Raw genomic sequence first — 20,331 nt, 5'->3', positions numbered from 1 at the left:
CGTCCATGCGACCTTCAACCAGTTCACCCCGGCCGCTCTCCGGGCTGGCGAGCCTGCTCGGCGCCCCCTCGGGCACGTCGCGCGCGCCGCTGGCCGCGGTCTCCGGGGTCACGATCGACTCCCGCCAGGTCCGGCGCGGCGACCTCTACGTCGCGCTGCCCGGAGCCGTCTCCCACGGCGCGGACTTCGCCGCGCAGGCGCTGGCCGCGGGAGCGGCCGCGATCCTTACCGACCCGGCGGGCCGGGAGGCCGCCGTCGCGACCGGGCTGCCGGTCCTCGTCGTCCCGGACCCGCGGGCCGTGCTGGGTCAGGCCGCCGCCTGGGTGTACGGCCGGCCCGCGCACGGCATGACGGTCGTCGGCGTCACCGGCACCAGCGGCAAGACCACCAGCACCTTCATGCTGGAGGCCGGGCTGCGCGCCGCGGGCCACACGACCGGCCTGGTCGGCGGGGTGGAGATCCGCGCCGGAGAGCTGCGCTTCACGCCCAGGCTGACGACCCCCGAGGCCAGCGAGCTGCAGGGGCTGTTCGCCCTCATGCGCGAGCAGGGCGTCACCGCCGCCGCCATGGAGGTCTCCAGCCACGCCCTGGCCCTGGGCCGGGTCGACGAGGTCTTCTACGACGTCGCGCTGTTCACCAACCTCTCCCAGGACCACCTGGACTTCCACCGCGACCTCGACGACTACTTCTCGGCCAAGGCCCGGCTGTTCACCCCCGCGATGAGCCGGGTGGGCGTCGTCAACGCCGACGACGCCCACGGCCGCCGGCTCCTGGACCGGGCCGGGATCCCGACGGTCTCCTTCTCCGCCCTGGGCTCCCCGGAGGCCGAGTGGAGGGCTCTGGACGTGCGGCTGGGCTCCGACGGGAGCGCCTTCCGCGTCGTCGGCCCGGGCGGTGTCGAGGAGGACGCCGTGGTGGCGCTGCCCGGCCCCTTCAACGTGGCCAACGCGCTGGGAGCGATCGTGGCCCTGGTCGAGGCGGGGGTGTCGCTGCGCGCCGCGGTGACGGGCGTGGGCACGCTCGCCGGGGTGCCCGGCCGGATGGAGCGCGTCCCCGGCGGGGAGGGCTTCGAGGCGATCGTCGACTACTCGCACAAGCCGGGTGCGGTGGAGTCGGTGCTGCGCTCGCTGCGCGAGGTGACCTCCGGCACGCTGACCGTGGTGCTCGGCTGCGGGGGCGACCGGGACCGGGGCAAACGCCCGATGATGGGGGAAGCCGCCGCACGCCTGGCGGATGTGGCTATTCTCACCAGCGACAACCCTCGCTCGGAGGACCCCCTGCGGATCCTGGCCGAGATGATGGACGGAGTCCTCGGCGTGCCCGAGGAGGAGCGCGCGCATGTGATCATTGAGCCGGACCGGGCCGCGGCCATCGAGCTGGCGATCGGCCGGGCGGGCTCCGGCGACGTCGTCGTCGTGGCGGGCAAAGGCCACGAGCAGGGTCAGTACGTCGGAGACCGGGTCCTCCCGTTCGACGACAGGCAGGTGGTGGCCGACGCGATCGCCGGACGGCGGAGCCGTACCGGGCGCCGAAGCACGGACGAGAGTAGGGAAGACGCATCATGATCCCGTTGCCGCTGGCGAGGATCGCCGAGATCACCTCGGGCGCCCTCGCGGGCATGGCCGATCCCCGCGCGGTGGTGCGCGGTCCGGTCGTCATCGACTCCCGGGCGGCCGAACCGGGGTCGCTGTTCGTCGCCATCAAGGGCGACCGGGCCGACGGCCACGACTTCGCGGCGCAGGCCGTGGCGGCCGGGGCGGTCGCGGTGCTCGCGGAGCGGCCCGTCGAGGCACCCGCGGTGATCGTCGACGACGTCCTGGCCGCGCTGGCCGCCCTCGCCACCGCCGCCTGCGCGGAGCTGCCCGACTGCACGGTCATCGGCGTCACCGGCTCGTCGGGCAAGACCAGCACCAAGGACCTGCTGGCCCGCCTCACCGCCAGGGTCGGCCCGACGATCGCCCCGGCCGGATCGTTCAACAACGAGATCGGCCACCCGCTGACCGTGCTGAGGGCGGACGAGACGACCCGCTGCCTGGTGCTGGAGCTCAGCGCCAAGAACGTCGGGCACATCGCCTACCTGGCGCGCATCGCCCCGCCGAAGATCGGCGTGGTCCTCAACGTCGGCACCGCGCACCTGGGCTTCTTCGGCAGCCGCGAGACCATCGCCCAGGCCAAGGGCGAGCTGGTGGAGGCACTGCCGGCCGACGGCGTGGCCGTGCTGAACGCCGACGACCCGCTGGTCGCCGCGATGGCCGGCCGCACCCGCGCCCGCGTCACCTGGTACGGCCGCGCCGAGAGCGCCGACGTGCGGGCCGAGGACGTGACCGTGGACGAGCGGGGCCGCGCCTCCTTCACGCTGCGCACCCCGTCGGGCTCCGCGCCGGTCGGGCTCCGCCTGTACGGCGAGCACGCGGTGGAGAACGCCCTGGCCGCGGCGGCGGCCGCCTACGAGCTCGGCCTGCCGGTCGCCGTCATCGCCCAGGAGCTGTCGGAGGCCGAGCCCCGCAGCCGCTGGCGGATGGAGGTCACCGACCGGGCGGACGGCGTCACCGTGATCAACGACGCCTACAACGCCAACCCCGACTCCATGCGCGCCGCCTTCCGGGCCCTCGACGCGCTCGCGGGCCCGCGCCGCCGCTTCGCCGTCGTCGCCTCCCTGGCCGAGCTGGGCGAGCACAGCGACGCGCTGAACGAGGGCGTCGGCCGGATGGCCGGCGAGGCGGGGCTGGCCGGCCTGGTCGTCGTCGGCCAGGACGCCGAGCCGATCCTGGCCGGCGCCCGCACGGCGGTGGAGGAGGCCGCGTCCGGCGCGCCGCCGGGGCCGCGGCCGCGCCCGGCCACCCGCGTGGTGCACGCGGCCGACACGGCGGAGGCCGCGGCCCTCCTGGAGGGCATGCTCGCCCCCGGCGACGTGGTCCTGGTCAAGGGCTCGCGCGCCGCCGGGCTGGAGCGCGTGGCCCACGCCCTGGTCGGGGGTGACGGCCAGTGAGGGACATCCTCATCGCGGCGGCCGTCTCCCTGCTGCTGTCGATGTTCGGCACGCCCCTGGCGATCAGGCTGTTCTCCCGGCGCGGTTACGGCCAGAGCATCCGCGAGGAGGGGCCCTCCGGCCACCACGACAAACGCGGCACCCCCACCATGGGCGGCACGGTGATCGTGATCGCCGCGCTGATCGGGTACGCCTGCGCCCACCTGATGTCGTGGACCACGCCCACGGTCTCGGCGGTGCTGGTGCTGTTCCTGATGACGGGCCTGGGCGCGGTCGGCTTCCTCGACGACTTCATCAAGATCTACAAGCAGCGCAGCCTCGGCCTGCGCAGCGGCGCCAAGGCGCTGGGCCAGCTCATCGTCGGCGCGGTCTTCGCCGTGCTGGTGGTGCGCTTCCCCAACGCCTACGACATCACCCCGGCCGAGACCCGGCTGTCGTTCCTGCGGGACTTCGGCCCGTCGATCACCATCGTCGGGTTCACGGTCTGGGTGCTCATCATGATCGTGGGCTTCTCCAACGCGGTGAACCTCACCGACGGCCTCGACGGCCTGGCCAGCGGCGCCACCGGCGCGGTGCTGGCCTCCTACATCCTGATCGGCAACTGGCAGCTCCGCAACAGCTGCACCACCCAGCTCGGCCCCAACTGCTACTGGGTGCGCGACCCGCTGGACCTGGCCGTGGTCGCGGCCGCCGTGCTCGGCGCGCTGATCGGCTTCCTGTGGTGGAACGCCCCGCCCGCGAAGATCTTCATGGGCGACACCGGCTCGCTCGCCCTGGGCGGCGTCATCGCCGGACTGGCCATCACCACCCGCACCCAGCTGCTGCTGATCATCCTGGCGGGACTGTGCGTGATCATCACGCTCTCGGTCATCATCCAGGTCGGGTCCTTCAAGCTGACGGGCAAACGGGTGTTCCGGATGGCGCCGCTCCAGCACCACTTCGAGCTGGCGGGCTGGGCCGAGACCACCATCGTGGTCCGGTTCTGGATCATCGCGGGCCTGTGCGCCGCGGCCGGTCTCGGACTGTTCTACATCGAGTGGATGCCCAAGTCCTGAGCAGGACTCCGCGCCGCTCCGCCGATCCTGGAAGGACTGGGTGGTTTCAATGATCTGCGTGCTGGGCGCCGGGCTCTCCGGCGCCGCCGCCGCCCGCCTGCTGGCCGCCCGCGGCGAGAAGGCGGTCGTCCTGGAGGGGCGCGACGGCGAGCGCCAGCGCGCCGTCGCCGCCGAGCTGGCCGAGGCGGGCGTGGAGGTGCGCTTCGGCGAGCCCGCCGGGCTCCCCGAGGGCACGACCCAGGTCGTCGCCACCGGCTGGCCGCCGCACCACCCGCTGCTCGCCGCGGCGGCGCGGGCCGGGATCGAGGTGATCGGCGAGGTCGAGCTGGCCTGGCGGCTGCGCCCCGAGGGCGCGGCGCCGTGGCTGGCGCTGACCGGGACGAACGGCAAGACCACCGTGGTGCGGATGCTCACCTCGATGCTGCTCGCCGCCGGGCACCGGGCGCTGGCGGTCGGCAACGTGGGCGTCCCGGTGGCGGAGGCGGTCGCGGAGCCGTACGACGTGCTGGCGGTGGAGCTGTCCAGCTTCCAGCTGCACCGCGCGCCGAGCATCGCCCCGCTCGCGGCGGCCGTGCTCAACGTCGCGCCGGACCACCTCGACTGGCACGGCTCCATGGAGGAGTACGCGCGGGCCAAGGGGGAGATCTTCGCCCGGGCCGGGACGGTCGTCTACAACGCCGACGACGAGTGGTCCGCCCGGCTGGCCGCGCCGTACGGCGGCGCGGTCGGCTTCACGCTGCAGGTGCCCCGGCCGGGGCAGGTCGGCGTGGTCGAGGACCTGCTGGTGGACCGGGCGTTCACCGCCGACCCCGTCCGCGAGGCCGCCGAGCTGGCCTCGCTCGGCGACGTCCGGCCCTTCGCGCCGCACAACGTGGCCAACGCGCTCGCCGCCGCCGCGCTCGCCCGGGCCTACGGGGTGCCGGAGGAGGCCGTACGGCGGGGGCTGCGGAACTTCGTCCCCGACCCGCACCGGATCGCGCACGTCGCCCGGGTGGGCGGGGTCGACTACGTCGACGACTCCAAGGCCACCAACCCGCACGCCGCCGCCGCCTCGCTCGCCGCCTACCCCTCGATCGTCTGGGTGGCCGGCGGGCAGCTGAAGGGCGCCGACGTCGACGACCTGGTACGGCAGGCGGCCCCCAGGCTGCGCGGCGCGGTGCTCCTGGGCGCCGACCGCGAGCGGATCCGGCAGGCTCTGGCGCGACACGCCGCGAATGTCCCGGTGGTCGAGGTCGCGGAGCAGGACACTGGGGCCATGGACCGTGTCGTCGCCGAAGCCGCCAGGCTCGCCGCCCCCGGAGACACCGTGCTGCTGGCTCCGGCGGGGGCGTCGCTGGACATGTTCACCGGATACCCGGCCCGGGGGGAGGCGTTCGCACGGGCCGTGCACCGCCTGGGAGCCCCCGGGGACGGGAGCGGGACGTGAGCCCGCGGCCCGGCGCCGAGGCTCGGACCGGAGCCCGCGCGGAGGTCCGGCCGGGCGGGCGGGGAAGTGCCCGGGGCGGCGCGCGGACCGGCTCGCGGGGCGGCCGGTGACCGCCGCGGAACCGCCGGCGCGGTCCGTCCCGCTGGGCGGAGGGCTCTCCCGCCTGCGCGAGCTGCTGGAGCGGCCCCTCCTCTCCTACCACCTGCTGCTGGGCGTCAGCGGGCTGCTGATGGCGCTGGGGCTGATGATGGTGCTGTCGGCCTCCAGCATCTCGGCGCTGGAGACGAGGGACTCGGCGTTCGCGCTCTTCGGGCGGCAGTTCCTGTCGATGGCGCTGGGCCTGGTCATCATGTGGGTCTGCTCCCGGCTGCCGCTGCGCTTCTTCCGGCTGGCCGGATACCCGCTGATGGTCCTGGCGGCCCTGGGACTGGTCCTGGTCATCTTCATCGGCCAGTCGGAGCTGGGCGCGCAGCGCTGGATCTACATCGGGGAGCTGACCATCCAGCCGTCGGAGCCGGCCAAGCTCGCGCTGGTGGTGTGGGGGGCCGACCTGCTGGCGCGCCGGGCGCGGGGCGGGATGATCGAGTGGCGCCACCTGCTCGTCCCGCTCATGCCGGGCACCGCGATCCTGGCGCTGCTGGTCATGGCCGGCAGCGACCTGGGCACCACCATCGTGCTCATGGTGATCTTCCTGGCGCTGCTGTGGGTGGTGGGGGCCCCGCTCCGGCTGTTCGGCGGGATCCTCGCGGTGGCGGTCCTCGCCACCATCGTGATGATCAGCACCGAGGGCTACCGCGCGGACCGGATCGAGGGCTGGCTCAACCCGTGGGGCAACGCCCAGACCTCGGGCTTCCAGGCGGTGCAGGGGCAGATCGCGATGGGCAGCGGCGGCTGGTTCGGGCTCGGCCTGGGCTCCAGCCGGGCGAAGTGGAACTGGCTGCCGCACGCCGAGAGCGACTTCATCTTCTCCATCATCGGCGAGGAGCTCGGCCTGATGGGCACGCTGGTGGTGATCACCCTGTTCGGTCTGCTCGGCTACGCGGGGCTGCGGGTGGCCACCCGGGTCAGGGACCCGTTCGTCCGGCTGGCCTCGGCCGCCGCCGTCGCCTGGATCGCCGGGCAGGCGATCGTCAACATCGGCGCGGTCATCGGCGTGCTGCCGATCACGGGCATCCCGCTCCCGCTGGTCTCCTACGGCGGCTCGGCGCTGCTGCCGACCCTGGCCGCGCTCGGCATGCTGCTCTCCTTCGCCAAACTGGAGCCCGGTGCGCGCGAGGCTCTCATCGACCGTGGCCCCGGACCGGCGGCGCGGGCTCTAAGCTGGCTTGGCCTGGGCGGCCCGGAACGGGGAAGACGACCGGGCCGCGGAAGACGTTGAGCGGACGAGAGCGAAAGGACCCGGCATGAGAGTGGTCCTCGCCGGCGGCGGGACAGCCGGTCACATCGAACCGGCGCTTGCCCTGGCCGACGCGCTGCGCAGGCTGGACCCGGGCATCGGGATCACCTGCCTCGGCACGGAGCGCGGCCTCGAGACGCGGCTGGTGCCCGCCAGGGGCTACGAGCTGCAGCTCGTGCCCGCGGTGCCGCTGCCCCGGGCCATCACGCCCCAGCTGCTGACCGTGCCCGGCCGGCTGGCGGGCGCGATCAACGCGGCGGCCGGCATCATGGACCGGGTCCAGGCCGACGTCCTGGTGGGCTTCGGCGGATACGTGGCCACCCCCGCCTACCTCGCGGCCCGGCGGCGCGGCGTGCCCATCGTGGTGCACGAGGCCAACCCGCGACCCGGCCTGGCCAACCGGCTGGGCGCGCGGCTGACCGACCACGTGTTCACCGGCCACCCGGACACGCCCCTGCCCAGGGGCGAGTACGCCGGGATCCCGCTCCGGCGCGAGATCACCCAGCTGGACCGGCTGTCCACCGGTGACAAGGCGCGCTCCTGGTTCGGGCTGGAGGCCGACCTGCCCACCCTGCTGGTCACCGGCGGCTCCCAGGGCGCGCGCTCGCTCAACGGGGCGGCCCTCGGCGCCGCCGCGGCGCTGCGCCGGGCCGGGGTGCAGGTGCTGCACGTCATCGGGCCGAAGAACACGCTGGAGGAGGAGCCCCCTCCGGGCGACCCGCAGTACGTCGTGCTGCAGTACGTCGACCGGATGGACCTGGCCTATGCGGCCGCCGACTTCGCGCTCTGCCGGGCCGGGGCCATCACCTGCGCCGAGCTCACCGCGGTGGGCCTGCCGGCGGCCTACGTCCCCCTCCCGCACGGCAACGGCGAGCAGCGGCTCAACGCCGCGCCGATCGTGCAGGCGGGCGGCGGGCTCATGGCGGAGGACGCCGACCTGACGCCCGAGTGGATCCTGCGCAACGTGCTGCCGATCCTGTCCGACCCCGAGCGGGTGGTCGCCATGTCGGAGGCCGCTGCCAGGATGGGCCGCAAGGACGCGGACGCGGCGCTCGCGCGCCGGGTGGTGCAGATCGCGGCGCAGGGACGGGCGTGACGGCGGGCGGCGGATACGACGAGCGTCCGGACGGCGGGCGGACAGCGGTGGAACGACCGATGACCGGGGAACGGACCCGGCGCGGTGAGCGGAGCGGCCGGTCGGTGACCGGGACCGCCCGTAAGGTCAACGAGGAGTGGTGAGCGACCGGTGAGTCTGGTCAAGTTGGTGGAGCCGGTCGCGGCGGAAGAACTGGGGCGGGTCCACTTCATCGGGATCGGCGGTGCCGGCATGTCCGGCATCGCCCGCATCCTGCTCAAGAGGGGCGTCGCGGTCTCCGGCAGCGACGCGCGCGGGTCCGACATGGTGACCGCCCTGCGGGAGCTGGGCGGTGTGATCCACATCGGCCACGCCGCCTCGCACATAAAGAACGTGGACACCGTGGTGGTGTCCACCGCGATCCGCGACTCCAACCCCGAGCTGGGCGAGGCGCTCCGGCAGGGGCTGAGGGTGATCCCCAGGGCTGCGGCGCTCGCCTCGGTCATGGCGGGCCGGAACGCGGTGGCCGTCGCGGGCACGCACGGCAAGACCACCACCACCTCGATGCTCACGGTGGCGCTGCAGAAGTGCGGGGTCGACCCGTCCTACTGCGTCGGCGGGCAGCTGGTCACCACCGGCCTGGGCGCCGACGAGGGCGCGGGGGAGGTGTTCGTCGCCGAGGCGGACGAGAGCGACGGCTCCTTCCTCATGCTGGCCCCGGACATCGCCGTGGTGACCAACGTCGAGCCGGACCACCTCGACAACTACGGCGACCCCCGGGCCGTCTACGACAGCTTCGCCAGGTTCGTCGAGCGGGTCGGCCGGACCCTGGTGGTCTGCGCCGACGACCCGGGCTCGGCGGCGCTGGTGCCGATCGCCCGCGCGCGCGGTCTGCGGGTGGTCACGTACGGCGAGGCCGAGGAGGCCGACTTCGGAGTCGGCGAGATCACCCCCGACGGCATGGGCGTCTCCTTCGCGATCCACGGCCACGGCGGGGTACGGCTGCCCGTCCCCGGTCGGCACAACGCGCTCAACGCGGCGGCCGTCATCGCGGTCGCCGCGGAGCTGGGTGTCCCGTTCGCGGCGATCCGCGACGGCCTGGCCGCCTTCACCGGGGCCAAGCGGCGCTTCGAGGCCAAGGGCGAGGCCGGAGGGGTGGCGGTCTTCGACAGCTACGCCCACCACCCGACCGAGCTGGCCGCGGACCTGCGCGCCGCCCGGGACGTGGTGACCTCCTTCTCCGGATCCGGCCGGGTCATCGCGGTCTTCCAGCCGCACCTGTACTCGCGCACCCGGTTCTTCGCCGACGAGTTCGGCGCGGCCCTGGGCCTGGCCGACGAGGCCGTCGTCCTGGACGTCTACGGAGCCCGCGAGGACCCCGAGCCCGGGGTGTCGGGGGCGCTGGTGGCGGAGAAGGTGCCGCTCCCGTCCGGGCAGGTGGAGTACGCGCCCCTGCGTGAGGCCGTGCCCGCCCTGGTGGCGGACCGCGCCAGGCCCGGTGACATCGTCCTCACCATGGGCGCGGGCGATGTGACGGAGCTGGGCCCCCGGATCGTCGCGGAGCTGGCCGCCCGGTGAGCGCGGCGCGCAGCGTCGTCGTGGGCCCTGTGAGGGGGCTCCGGTGCCTGGGCTGAGGAGCGCGCGCAGCGTCGCCGCGAACAGAGCCTGGAGGACCGCCTTCCTGGTGCTGCTCACCGCCGGAGTGGTGGGCAGCGCGGTCTGGCTGGTGTTCCTCTCCCCGGTACTGGGGGTGCGCGACATCCGGGTGACGGGCAACTTCGACGTCTCGGCCGCGCAGATCCGGCAGACGGCGGGGGTCGTCGACGGCACTCCGCTGGCCACCGTGGACGCCGCGGCGGTGGAGGGCCGGATCCGGGGGATCCGGCGGATCGAGTCGGCCGAGGTCAGCCGCAACTGGCCCGGGACTCTGGTGATCGAGGTCGTGGAGCGCGAGCCGGTGGCGGCGGTGCAGGTGGGGGACAAGTCGGCGCTGATGGACCGCCACGGTGTGGTCGTCGAGGTGCGGGAGACGGCGCCGCCGGCCCTGCCCGTGCTGCGCCTGGACCGCCCGGGTCCGGGCGATCCGGCGACCGCGGCCGCCCTGGCGGTGATCGACGCGCTGCCGGAGGAACTGGCTCCGCGGGTGGCGGAGGTGCACGCCCCGTCGGCCGAGACCGTGACGCTGCGGCTCAAGGACGGCCGGACGGTGATGTGGGGCGGCCGTGACCGTCCCGCCGACAAGGCGAGGATCCTGGTCACCCTGCTGCAGAGGCCGGCGGACACCTATGATGTGAGCTCGCCGGACGTCGTGACGCTGGATTGACGGGCCCGACGGGGTCGGGCGCGATCGTCCGTCCGCGTGCTCCGGAGCGCCTCCTGAGGCGTCTCACGAAAAGGACAGGCCGCGACACGCCGGGCACGCTTGCGGCGCGGTTAGTTGACCCACCTGGAGCGTAGCTCCTACTGTCCGTATCAATCCTCAGGTTGACATAAACCTAAATCTCAACTTGAGGGTGAGAGTTAAAGAAACGACGGCACGGGCCCCGTGCCGCATGAAATTGCAAGTCAACGAGCGGAAAGGCCCCTCGTCGTGGCAGCACCGCAGAACTACCTCGCGGTCATCAAGGTTGTAGGAATCGGCGGAGGCGGAGTCAACGCCGTCAACCGGATGATCGAGGAGGGACTCAAGGGCGTCGAGTTCATCGCCATCAACACCGACGCCCAGGCGCTGCTCATGAGTGACGCCGACGTCAAGCTGGATGTCGGGCGGGAGCTCACCCGGGGCCTCGGCGCGGGGGCCAACCCCGAAGTCGGGCGCAAGGCGGCCGAGGACCACCGCGAGGAGATCGAGGAGGTCATCAAGGGCGCCGACATGGTGTTCGTCACCGCGGGAGAGGGCGGCGGCACGGGCACCGGAGGCGCCCCGGTGGTCGCGAACATCGCGCGATCCCTGGGAGCGCTCACCATCGGCGTGGTGACCCGTCCCTTCAGCTTCGAGGGCCGTCGCAGGGCGATGCAGGCCGAGGCGGGCATCGAGACGCTGCGCGAGGAGGTCGACACCCTCATCGTGATCCCGAACGACCGGCTGCTGTCGATCTCCGACCGCCAGGTGAGCGTGCTGGACGCCTTCAAGGCGGCCGACCAGGTGCTGCTCTCGGGTGTCCAGGGCATCACCGACCTCATCACCACGCCGGGTCTGATCAACCTGGACTTCGCCGATGTGAAGTCGGTCATGTCGGGTGCGGGCTCGGCCCTGATGGGGATCGGCCACGCGCGCGGCGACGACCGGTCGGTCGCGGCGGCGGAGATGGCAGTCTCCAGCCCTCTGCTGGAGGCCAGCATCGACGGCGCGCACGGCGTGCTGCTCTCGATCGCGGGCGGTTCCGACCTGGGCCTCTTCGAGATCAACGAGGCGGCGCAGCTCGTCTCGAACGCCGCGGCCCCGGACGCCAACATCATCTTCGGCACGGTCATCGACGATGCGCTCGGTGACGAGGTGCGGGTCACGGTGATCGCCGCGGGGTTCGACGAGCCCATCGCGGGGGACAAGGCCGCGGTCCCGCAGCCGGCCGCCCGTCCGCAGCCGGCCCGCCAGGCCGCCGCTCCTCCGGCGAGCACGCCGCTCCGGCCGGCGGCGCCCCCGCCCGTCAGGAGTGAGCAGCGGCCGGAACCCAGGCCGGAGCCCCGTCCGGAGCCCCGGGCGGTGCAGACGCCTCCTCCTCCGGTACGCCCGGTCTCGACGCCGCCGCCGCTGCCCGCTCCGACCGTGGCGGAGACCCCGGCGCCCGCGCCGCAGCCGGTCCAGTCCGCGCCGCAGCCGGTCGAGCAGCCCGAGCCGGTGCGGGCGGAGGAGCCGCCGCCGCTGTCGATCCCGAGGCCCACGCCCGAGCCGGCGCAGCCGACTCCGATCTCCGCGAAGGTCCCCGATCCCGCCCGTCGGCGTCCGGTGGTCTTCGAGGAGCAGGAGGAGGAGCTGGACGTGCCCGACTTCCTGAAGTGACATTCATCACCTGAGGGCGGGTGACGGCCCGCCCTGCGGGGACCGTCAGAATGGATTCCACTGGTTTGTCGGAATTCGAGCGGCGGGAACGTGACAAACAGAACACGGCGGGAAGAGATCGCGGTCGGGCTGGCCGAGGTCGAGGAGCGGATCGCGGAGGCCTGCCGGGCGGCCGGGCGCGCCCGTGAGGAACTGACCCTCGTCGCGGTGACCAAGACCTACCCGGCCTCGGACGTGCGGCTCCTGGCCGAGCTGGGCGTGCGGGACGTCGGGGAGAACCGCGACCAGGAGGCCTCGGTCAAGGCGGGCGAATGCGCGGACCTCGGACTCACCTGGCACTTCATCGGTCAGCTGCAGACCAACAAGGTCCGCTCCGTGGTCCGTTACGCCGACGTCGTGCACTCCGTGGACCGCCTCCGCCTGGTCGCCGCGCTCGGCGGCGAGGCGGTCAGGGCGGGCCGGGAGGTCACCTGCCTGGTCCAGGTCGCGCTGGACGACGATCCGGTCCGGGGCGGCGCCCGGCCGGGGGACGTGCCCGCCCTGGCCGACGCCGTGGCCGCCACGGAGGGGCTGCGGCTGGGCGGGGTGATGGCGGTGGCCCCGCTGGGGGAGGAGCCCGCCCGGGCGTTCGCCGGACTCCAGGAGATCGCGCGGGCCGTGCGGGACGTCCATCCGGGTGCGGACGTCGTCTCCGCGGGCATGAGCGGCGACCTGTCCGAGGCCGTGGCGAACGGTGCGACACACCTGCGTGTCGGTACGGCGTTGCTCGGTCGCCGGAAGCCCTTCGTCAGGTAATGTCCCTCCAAGTGGGCCTTGGCGCCCACGTATCCAGTGAGTGGTCGATCGGCGGTGAGCGTCAAGGGGGGATGGCTCCACCCCGAGTCAATCGAAGTAAGACGGAGGAAGCGGAACGATGGCCGGCGCGATGCGCAAGATGGCGGTCTACCTCGGTCTTGTGGAGGACGACCGCTACGAGAGGTACGACGCCTACCCCGACGACGAGTACGACGAGTTCGACGAGTCGCGGCGGACCGGTGAAGAGCGCCCCGGCGCCGCCGGAGAGGCCCAGGACGAGACCGACCCCGGCGTGCCGGCCCCGAGGCCGACGACGGCCGTCCTGGAGCGCCGTACGACCGATCTGGCGCGCATCACGACGCTCCACCCCCGGACCTACAACGAGGCCAGGACCATCGGCGAGCACTTCCGCGAGGGCACGCCGGTCATCATGAACCTGACGGAAATGGTTGACAGCGACGCGAAGCGACTCGTCGATTTCGCGGCAGGTCTCGTCTTTGGCCTACACGGCAGCATCGAACGTGTTACCAACAAGGTGTTCCTGTTGTCCCCAGTCAATGTCGAGGTGACCGCCGAGGACAAGGCCCGAATCGCGGAGCGCGGGTTCTTCAACCAGAGCTAGAGTTCCACTATGCACACCGAGTCGAAGCCCACCCCGTCCTTCCGGGGGTCGTGGACCAGGACGGAGGCAGGACAACGCCGTGGGGATCGTTAGCGACATCGTGGTCGTCGTCCTGTGGATCTACCTCCTCCTGCTGATCGGCAGAATGATCTTTGAGACGGTCCAGGCGTTCGCCCGCCAGTGGCGCCCCACGGGGGTGGTCCTGGTCGTGGCGGAGGCCATATACACGGTCACCGACCCACCTCTCAAGTTCCTCCGCCGTTTCATTCCGCCACTCCGGTTGGGTACGGTGGCCTTTGACCTAAGCTTCACAGTCCTGTTCATTGTGGTCTGGGTCTTGATCCAACTCGTGTCCGCGCTTCGTTGATCGGGTACCGTCCCTCCGGACAGACTCCAAGCGCGCCAAGGAGACCGAAATGCCGCTGACACCCGCAGATGTGCGGAACAAGCAGTTCAGTACGACCAGGCTCAGGCCGGGTTACGACGAGGAAGAGGTAGACGCCTTCCTCGACGAGGTGGAGTCCGAGCTGGACCGCCTCATCCAGGAGAACGAGGAGCTCCGCGCCAAGCTGTCGGAGTGCATGCGGGGCAAGGTGCCCGGCGGGATGGGCATGGCCATGGCGCCGGCCCCCGTCGCCGAGCCCAAGCCCGAGATGATGATGCCGCCGCAGCCGGAGCCGATGCGGGCTCCCGAGCCGGTGCAGCAGCAGCCGGTCCCCGTCGCCATGGGCATGCCCCCGGCCGAGGACAACATGGACACCGCCGCGCGCGTGCTCGCCCTGGCCCAGCAGACCGCCGACCAGGCGATCGCCGACGCCCGCCGGGAGGCGGACGAGACGGTGACCCGGGCGCGGCGCGAGGCCGACGACATCCTCGGCAAGGCCCGCCGCCAGGCGGAGCAGGTCATCGGCGACGCCCGGGCGCGCGCCGAGACGCTGGAGCGCGACGCGCAGGAGCGCCACCGGCAGGCCATGGGCTCGCTGGTGCAGACCCGTGACGAGCTCGAGCGCAAGGTCGAGGAGCTGCGCAGCTTCGAGCGCGAGTACCGCAGCCGCCTCAAGCTCTACCTGGAGAACCAGCTCGCGGAGCTCAACGTCGCCGCAGAGGGCAGCGGGGGCTTCCCGATCGTGGGCGGTCCCGTGGGCGGTCCCCCGGTCATGTCCCACGCCGCGGCTCAGGGCGGGCAGCAGCCCCTCCAGAGCGGTCCCGGGGCCTTCGGTGGCGAGCCGTCGCAGCACTCCGGAGCCTTCCAGGGCGCCGACGGCCCGCACAACGACCGCCGCTAAGGTGTCGGGTCATTCCCTCTGACCCGTAACCGGGAGTCCCTTCGTGATCCTTATCAGCGCTGGCCTGGTGTTGACGGCCGTCGTCCTGCTCATCGCGGGGGTCGTGATCGCCAAGCCCTTTCTGGTCATGTGGTCGATCGCGGTCAGTGTGCTGTCCGCGGTCTTCCTGGTGATCGGGGCGTTGCTGCGACGCCATGAGCTCTTCCCCGGCGGTGGACGCGCCGGGGCGGCTCCGCCGTCCCCCTTCAAGGGACCGGCTCCGGCCGGTCCGATGCCCGTGCCCCCGATGACACCTCATCGGCAGCCCGCCCCCGGCATCCCCGGGGTGCACGCCGGCCCGCCCGAGGCGGCGCCGCAGGGCGCGCGGCAGACGGTCGCCGCCGCGACCCGGCCCCGGCCCGCTCCGGCGGCCGGACCGGCCTCCGCGCGGCAGGGAGCGCTGGACGCCGAGGCGATCGTGCTGGTGATCCCCGGACGCAGGCGCTACCACGTCGCCGGGTGCCGTCAGCTGGCCGGCAGGGAACACGAGGAACTCACTCATGAGGAGGCTCGGGAGGAGGGCTTCACGCCCTGCACCACCTGCCTCCCCGAGCTCAGCGGCGGGATCGCGCCGCAGGACGCCCCCGAGGGGCGGGAGGCCGCCCAGGCCCCGCTCCCGGCCCCGCCGGCCCAAGCCCTCCGGGAGTCCGGCACGACCGGACCGGACAGCGGTGAGACCGTACGGTTCACCCCTCCGTACCGCCCCGCCGGAACCTCCGGGAACCAGGCCGGCCGGCCCCGCACGCCGTCCGGGGAGCCGGAGGCCCCGCTCCGGGAGTCCCGTGAGCAGCCGGCTTCCGCGCCCCGTGCCGAGAAGGCCGCGGCCCCCTTCGCCGCCCCCTCGTTCCCGCTCCAGATGCCGTCGCCCGCGTCGGCGGAGGACTCCTCGGCCACCAGCTGGTTCAGCCGGGAGCCCGCCTCCCCTCCGGCCTCCAGGCCGGGTCCCGCGGCGCCGGACACCCGGTCGTCCGAGCCCGGGGAGCAGGACGCCCCCGTGCGGGAAGCGGCCGAGCAGGACGCGCCGGAGCAGGAGGCCTCGGAGCCGGCGCCCCGAGAGGAGACGCCCGGGAGCCGGACGGCGGCCGGGCAGGACGCACCGGAGTCCGGCGAGCAGGTGGAGGAGGAGCCCTCTCCGGCGGGATCCGCACCCCTCGCGGAGTCCGCCGAGCCGGTCGGTGCGGCGCGCGCCGCGGAGCCCGCCGAGCCGGCGGAGCCGACCGGACCTGAGCCCACCACGGGGTCCGCCGTGCGATCGGAACCCGCGGAATCCACCGAGCGGACGGAGCCCGCCTCCACCGGATCCGCTGAACCCGGGCGGCCCGTCGGGGCCGGATCCGCGGACGAGACCAGCGGACCCGGGAACGGCGGACCCGGGAACGGCGGACCCGAGACGACCGGACCGGAGGCCGACCGACCGGAGACGGAGACCGACGGGCGGCCCGAGACGGAGTCCGCTCCGGCGGGGTCCGCACCCCTCGCGGAGGCCGCCGAGCCGGTCGGCGCGGCGCGCGCCGCGGAGCCCGCCGAGCCGGTGGAGCCGGCCGGGACCGAGCAGCCCGGGCGCGCCGGGCGGCCGGTGCCGGTCGGCTCCACCTCGGCCGGGCCCGGAGAGCCGGTGCCGTCCGCCCAGGAAGAGGGCATCGTTCCGGACGACGCCCGGGACGACGACACCTCACCCCACGGAATCCCCGCAGTGAAGGCCGGCGCCGCCGGTTCCGGCACGGTCAAGGTCATTTCGGGCACCCGCCGCTTCCACGGCGTGGCCTGCCCGCTCGTCAGGGGAGTCGACGACGACGGCATAGAGACCATGTCCAGGGCCGAGGCCGAGGAGGCGGGCCTGAGCGGCTGCGCCGTCTGCCAGGGAGACGTGCCGGACCGCGGCTGACCCGCATCTGCGGACGGCGGGAACGAAGCACCTGCGAGAAGGGCTCCGGGGACATCCCCGGAGCCCTTCGTCTTCCACCGCCCGGTCGTCTTCCACCGCCCGGTCGTCTTCCACCGCCCGGTCGTCTTCCACCGCCCGGTCGTCTTCCACCGCCCGGTCGTCTTCCACCGCCCGGCGGACCGGCCGGATCCGGCCGGTCCGCCGGGACGGGCCTGATCGCGGCCCGACCCGGCTGCGGTCAGGCCCGTCAGGCCGCGGTGGTGCGGCGGAGCTGGAAGGAGAGCCCGAGATCGGTGTCCTCGTGGACCGGGAGCCCTTCCCCGGTGAGACCCTCGGTGAGGGAGAGGGCGAGGACCTCGTCGGCCACCGTACGGCCCTGGGCCCGCAGCGCCTCGGCCAGCTCGGCGTCGGCGGCGGACCACCACAGGTCGATCCGGTCGGTGATGGACAGTCCCGAGGACTTGCGGGTGTCCTGGACCAGCCGGACGACGTCGCGGATCAGGCCGGCCCGGCGCAGTTCGTCGGTGATGGCCAGGTCGAGGGCGACGGTCTCGCCCGTGCCGGTGTCGACGGCCCCCGTCTCCACCGCCCAGCCGGACTTCGGCTGCTCGGTGACGATCACGTCCTCGGCCGTGACCTCCACCGTGCCCAGCTCACCGGCGTCCAGCGAGACGGGCGATCCGGCGCGCAGGGTACGGGCCAGCTCACCGGCGTCCGCGGCGGACACGGCCGCGGCGACCAGCTTGGTCTGCGAGCCGAACCGCTTGCCCAGGGCCCGGAAGTTGGGCTTGACGGTGAAGGAGACCAGGTCGGCGGAGAATCCTGACATGTCCTCCAGGGCCTGCACGTTGAGCTCGTCGGCGATCAGCTCGCGCAGCTCGGGCGAGAGCGCGGCCCAGCCGGGGGCGCCGACCAGGGCGCGGCCCAGCGGCTGACGGGTCTTCACGCCGCTGGAGGCGCGGGCCGAGCGGCCCAGTTCCACCAGGCGGCGGACCAGCGCCATCTGCTCCGACAGGGCCGGGTCGAGCAGCGCGGAGTCCACGGCGGGCCAGGAGGCCAGGTGGACCGAGGCGGGGGCGCCCTCCTCCCGCAGCACGTCCCAGACGTAGTCGGTGATGAACGGCACCACCGGCGCCATCAGGCGGGTCACGGTCTCCAGGCACTCGTACAGGGTGGCGAAGGCGGAGGCGTCGCCCGACCAGAACCGGCGGCGGGAGCGCCGCACGTACCAGTTGGACAGGTCGTCGAGGAACTCGGCCAGCCGCCGCCCGACCCGGGCGGTGTCGAACTCGTCCATCGACGCGGTGACCTCGGCCACCGTCCGGTGCAGCTCGGCGAGCGCCCACCGGTCGATCAGCGGGCGCTCGCCGGGAGCGGGCGCCTCGGACATCGCCGCCGGGCTCCAGGACTCGGCGCCCGCGTAGAGGGTGAAGAAGGAGACGGTGTTCCAGTAGGTGAGCAGGACCTTGCGGACGATCTCCTCCAGGGCGGCGTGCCCGACCCGCCGGGCCGCCCACGGGGAGCCGGAGCAGGCCATGTACCAGCGCAGGGCGTCGGCCCCGTGCCGGTCCATCAGGGAGATCGGCTCCAGCACGTTGCCCAGGTGCTTGCTCATCTTGCGGCCGTCCTCGGCGAGGATCAGCCCCAGGCAGAGCACGTTCTCGTAGGAGGTGCGGCCGAAGACCAGGGTGCCGACCGCCATCAGCGAGTAGAACCAGCCGCGGGTCTGGTCGGTGGCCTCGCAGATGAACTGCGCGGGATAGGCCGCCTCGAAGATCTCGCGGTTCTGGTAGGGGGCGCCCCACTGGGCGAACGGCATCGAGCCCGAGTCGTACCAGGCGTCGATCACGTCCGGGACCCGCCGGGCCTCGGCCCCGCAGGATGGGCAGGGCAGCGTGACGTCGTCGACGTAGGGGCGGTGCGGGTCGAGGGCGGAGACGTCCTGGCCGGACAGCTCGCCGAGTTCGGCCAGCGAGCCGACGCAGGTGATGTGGGACTCGTCGGCCGAGCAGACCCAGAGCGGCAGGGGGGTGCCCCAGTAGCGGGAGCGCGACAGCGACCAGTCGACGTTGTTGCGCAGCCACTCGCCGAAGCGGCCCCACTTGATCGTCTCGGGGAACCAGCCGACCTTCTCGTTCTCGGCGAGCAGCTGGTCCTTGATCGCGGTCGTGCGGATGTACCAGGCGGGCAGCGCGTAGTAGAGCAGTGCGGTGTGGCAGCGCCAGCAGTGCGGGTAGCTGTGCTCGAAGTGGCCGCCCCGGAACAGCAGCCCCCGGTCGCGCAGGTCCGCGGTCAGGGACTCGTCGGCGTGCTTGAAGAACTGCCCGCCGACCAGCGGCACGTCCTCGGCGAACCGGCCGTCGGGGCCGATCGGGTTGACCACGGGCAGGCCGTACCGCTTGCAGGTCGCCATGTCGTCGGCACCGAAGGCGGGCGCCTGGTGGACCAGGCCGGTGCCGTCCTCGGTGGTGACGTAGTCGCCCAGCACCACGTAGTGCGCGCCGGGGATGTCCACCAGGTCGAACGGCCTGCGGTAGGAGGTGCGCTCCAGCTCCGTGCCGGCGAAGGAGGCCAGCACCTCGGCGTCCTCGCCCAGGACCGCGGTCAGCAGCGGCTCGGCGACGACCAGCACCTCTTCGGAGCCGGCGGGGCGGGCCGCGACGTAGGTCACCTCGGGGTGCACGGCGACCGCGGTGTTGGACACCAGCGTCCACGGCGTGGTGGTCCAGATCAGCAGCGAGGCCCCGAGCTCGGCCAGCGGGCCGGAGACGGCGGGCATGCGGACGTAGACCGACGGGCTGGAGACGGTCTCGTAGCCGCCGGGCTGGCCCAGCTCGTGGTCGGACAGGCCGGTGCCGCACCGCGGGCAGTACGGCGTGATCCGGAAGTCGCGGAAGAGCAGGCCCTTGTCGAAGACGACCTTCAGCGACCACCAGACGGACTCGACGTAGGCCGGGTCCATCGTGCGGTAGGCCGCCGACAGGTCGATCCAGTAGCCCATGCGCTCGGTCATCTCTTCGAACGCGTCCACGTGCCGCAGCACCGACTCGCGGCACTTGGCGTTGAACTCCGCGATGCCGTACGCCTCGATGTCCTTCTTGCCGGTCAGCCCGAGTTCCTTCTCGATGCCGACCTCGACGGGCAGGCCGTGGCAGTCCCAGCCGGCCTTGCGGGGCACGCTGTAGCCGCGCATGGACTTGTAGCGGGGGAAGACGTCCTTGAAGACGCGCGCCTCGACGTGGTGGACGCCGGGCATGCCGTTCGCGGTGGGCGGGCCCTCGTAGAAGACCCAGGCGGGACCGCCGGAGTTCTGCTCGACCGAGCGCTCGAAGACCTTGCCGTCCCTCCAGCGGTCGAGCACCTCGTGTTCGAGCGCGGGCAGGTCGACCTGCGCGGGAAGGGGACGGAAATGGGCGGACATGACGGGCGGAACCTCCACGCTGGTGCTGGTTGGCAGTGGCGCGGAGGGACGAGACCTGGCGGCCCCGCGGTACCACCCTCCTTGGCCTCCCGGGTGGGGAGGCCCTCTTCTTTTCGGTTCGCGGCCGGGTCTACTGGGTATCCGCTGCACGCGGAGGACCGTTCTTCCGGCGGCTCAGGGGTGATCTTCTCTCCGGGCCTCGCCCCGGGCTCGCACCGTCCCCGGGTCGCTCCTGCGAGGGGGCCGGAGATACTCGTCCCCGTCAACGCCTTGCGGACTCAAACGATAACGCACGGGGTGCGCCGGAGGCTTCCCGATATCCCCGGCTCCCGATATCGGTGA

General features: G+C 73.2%; 15 protein-coding genes. 14 read left to right on the top strand and 1 reads right to left on the bottom strand.

Features of this window, described 5'->3' with window-relative positions; all coding sequences use genetic code 11:
• Positions 1–5: 5 nt before the first annotated feature.
• The 14 genes from IEZ06_RS11455 (at position 6) to IEZ06_RS11390 (ending at position 16,568) form a co-directional block, all read left to right on the top strand.
• A complete protein-coding gene (locus IEZ06_RS11455; RefSeq protein WP_189236654.1) occupies positions 6–1,565 on the top strand; it encodes a UDP-N-acetylmuramoyl-L-alanyl-D-glutamate--2,6-diaminopimelate ligase in 1,560 nt (519 codons plus the stop codon).
• Positions 1,562–2,989 carry a UDP-N-acetylmuramoyl-tripeptide--D-alanyl-D-alanine ligase gene (locus IEZ06_RS11450; RefSeq protein ID WP_189236653.1) on the top strand — a complete coding sequence of 476 codons (1,428 nt, stop codon included), beginning with the start codon at positions 1,562–1,564 and terminating at the stop codon, positions 2,987–2,989. The genes IEZ06_RS11455 and IEZ06_RS11450 overlap by 4 nt, the downstream gene beginning before the upstream one ends.
• On the top strand, positions 2,986–4,044 hold the full coding sequence (mraY, locus tag IEZ06_RS11445) for a phospho-N-acetylmuramoyl-pentapeptide-transferase (protein ID WP_068894159.1): 1,059 nt from the start codon (positions 2,986–2,988) through the stop codon (positions 4,042–4,044). The genes IEZ06_RS11450 and mraY overlap by 4 nt, the downstream gene beginning before the upstream one ends.
• Before the next feature lie 49 nt (positions 4,045–4,093).
• Complete coding sequence (murD, locus tag IEZ06_RS11440; protein WP_189236719.1) at positions 4,094–5,470, top strand: UDP-N-acetylmuramoyl-L-alanine--D-glutamate ligase; 1,377 nt, start codon at positions 4,094–4,096, stop codon at positions 5,468–5,470.
• 106 nt (positions 5,471–5,576) lie between these two features.
• Entirely contained in the window at positions 5,577–6,848 is a 1,272-nt protein-coding gene (gene ftsW, locus IEZ06_RS11435; protein WP_189236652.1) for a putative lipid II flippase FtsW, read from the top strand.
• A gap of 25 nt (positions 6,849–6,873) precedes the next feature.
• Positions 6,874–7,962 carry an undecaprenyldiphospho-muramoylpentapeptide beta-N-acetylglucosaminyltransferase gene (gene murG / locus IEZ06_RS11430; RefSeq protein ID WP_189236651.1) on the top strand — a complete coding sequence of 363 codons (1,089 nt, stop codon included), beginning with the start codon at positions 6,874–6,876 and terminating at the stop codon, positions 7,960–7,962.
• Between the two features lie 150 nt (positions 7,963–8,112).
• Positions 8,113–9,519 carry a UDP-N-acetylmuramate--L-alanine ligase gene (gene murC / locus IEZ06_RS11425; RefSeq protein ID WP_189236650.1) on the top strand — a complete coding sequence of 469 codons (1,407 nt, stop codon included), beginning with the start codon at positions 8,113–8,115 and terminating at the stop codon, positions 9,517–9,519.
• A gap of 43 nt (positions 9,520–9,562) precedes the next feature.
• Entirely contained in the window at positions 9,563–10,264 is a 702-nt protein-coding gene (locus IEZ06_RS11420; RefSeq protein ID WP_229797957.1) for a cell division protein FtsQ/DivIB, read from the top strand.
• Between the two features lie 267 nt (positions 10,265–10,531).
• On the top strand, positions 10,532–11,941 hold the full coding sequence (ftsZ, locus tag IEZ06_RS11415; protein WP_189236649.1) for a cell division protein FtsZ: 1,410 nt from the start codon (positions 10,532–10,534) through the stop codon (positions 11,939–11,941).
• Between the two features lie 90 nt (positions 11,942–12,031).
• Complete coding sequence (locus tag IEZ06_RS11410) at positions 12,032–12,736, top strand: YggS family pyridoxal phosphate-dependent enzyme (RefSeq protein ID WP_189236648.1); 705 nt, start codon at positions 12,032–12,034, stop codon at positions 12,734–12,736.
• Positions 12,737–12,854: 118 nt separating this feature from the next.
• Complete coding sequence (locus tag IEZ06_RS11405) at positions 12,855–13,358, top strand: cell division protein SepF (RefSeq protein ID WP_189236647.1); 504 nt, start codon at positions 12,855–12,857, stop codon at positions 13,356–13,358.
• A 79-nt stretch (positions 13,359–13,437) separates the two neighbouring features.
• Complete coding sequence (locus IEZ06_RS11400; protein ID WP_189236646.1) at positions 13,438–13,725, top strand: YggT family protein; 288 nt, start codon at positions 13,438–13,440, stop codon at positions 13,723–13,725.
• 49 nt (positions 13,726–13,774) lie between these two features.
• Entirely contained in the window at positions 13,775–14,644 is an 870-nt protein-coding gene (locus IEZ06_RS11395; protein ID WP_189236645.1) for a DivIVA domain-containing protein, read from the top strand.
• Positions 14,645–14,687: 43 nt separating this feature from the next.
• Positions 14,688–16,568, top strand: coding sequence for a hypothetical protein (locus IEZ06_RS11390; protein WP_189236644.1), 1,881 nt, complete (start codon positions 14,688–14,690; stop codon positions 16,566–16,568).
• Positions 16,569–16,815: 247 nt separating this feature from the next.
• On the opposite strand, the gene ileS is transcribed toward IEZ06_RS11390, so the two are convergent.
• A complete protein-coding gene (ileS, locus tag IEZ06_RS11385; RefSeq protein WP_189236643.1) occupies positions 16,816–19,989 on the bottom strand; it encodes an isoleucine--tRNA ligase in 3,174 nt (1,057 codons plus the stop codon).
• Positions 19,990–20,331: the final 342 nt, after the last annotated feature.

It is taken from the genome of Planomonospora antibiotica, assembly GCF_014647955.1.
GTDB classification, from domain to species: Bacteria; Actinomycetota; Actinomycetes; order Streptosporangiales; family Streptosporangiaceae; genus Planomonospora; species Planomonospora parontospora.
The sequence above is the reverse complement of the archived record's forward strand: the minus strand, read 5'-3'. Positions and strand labels throughout refer to the sequence as shown.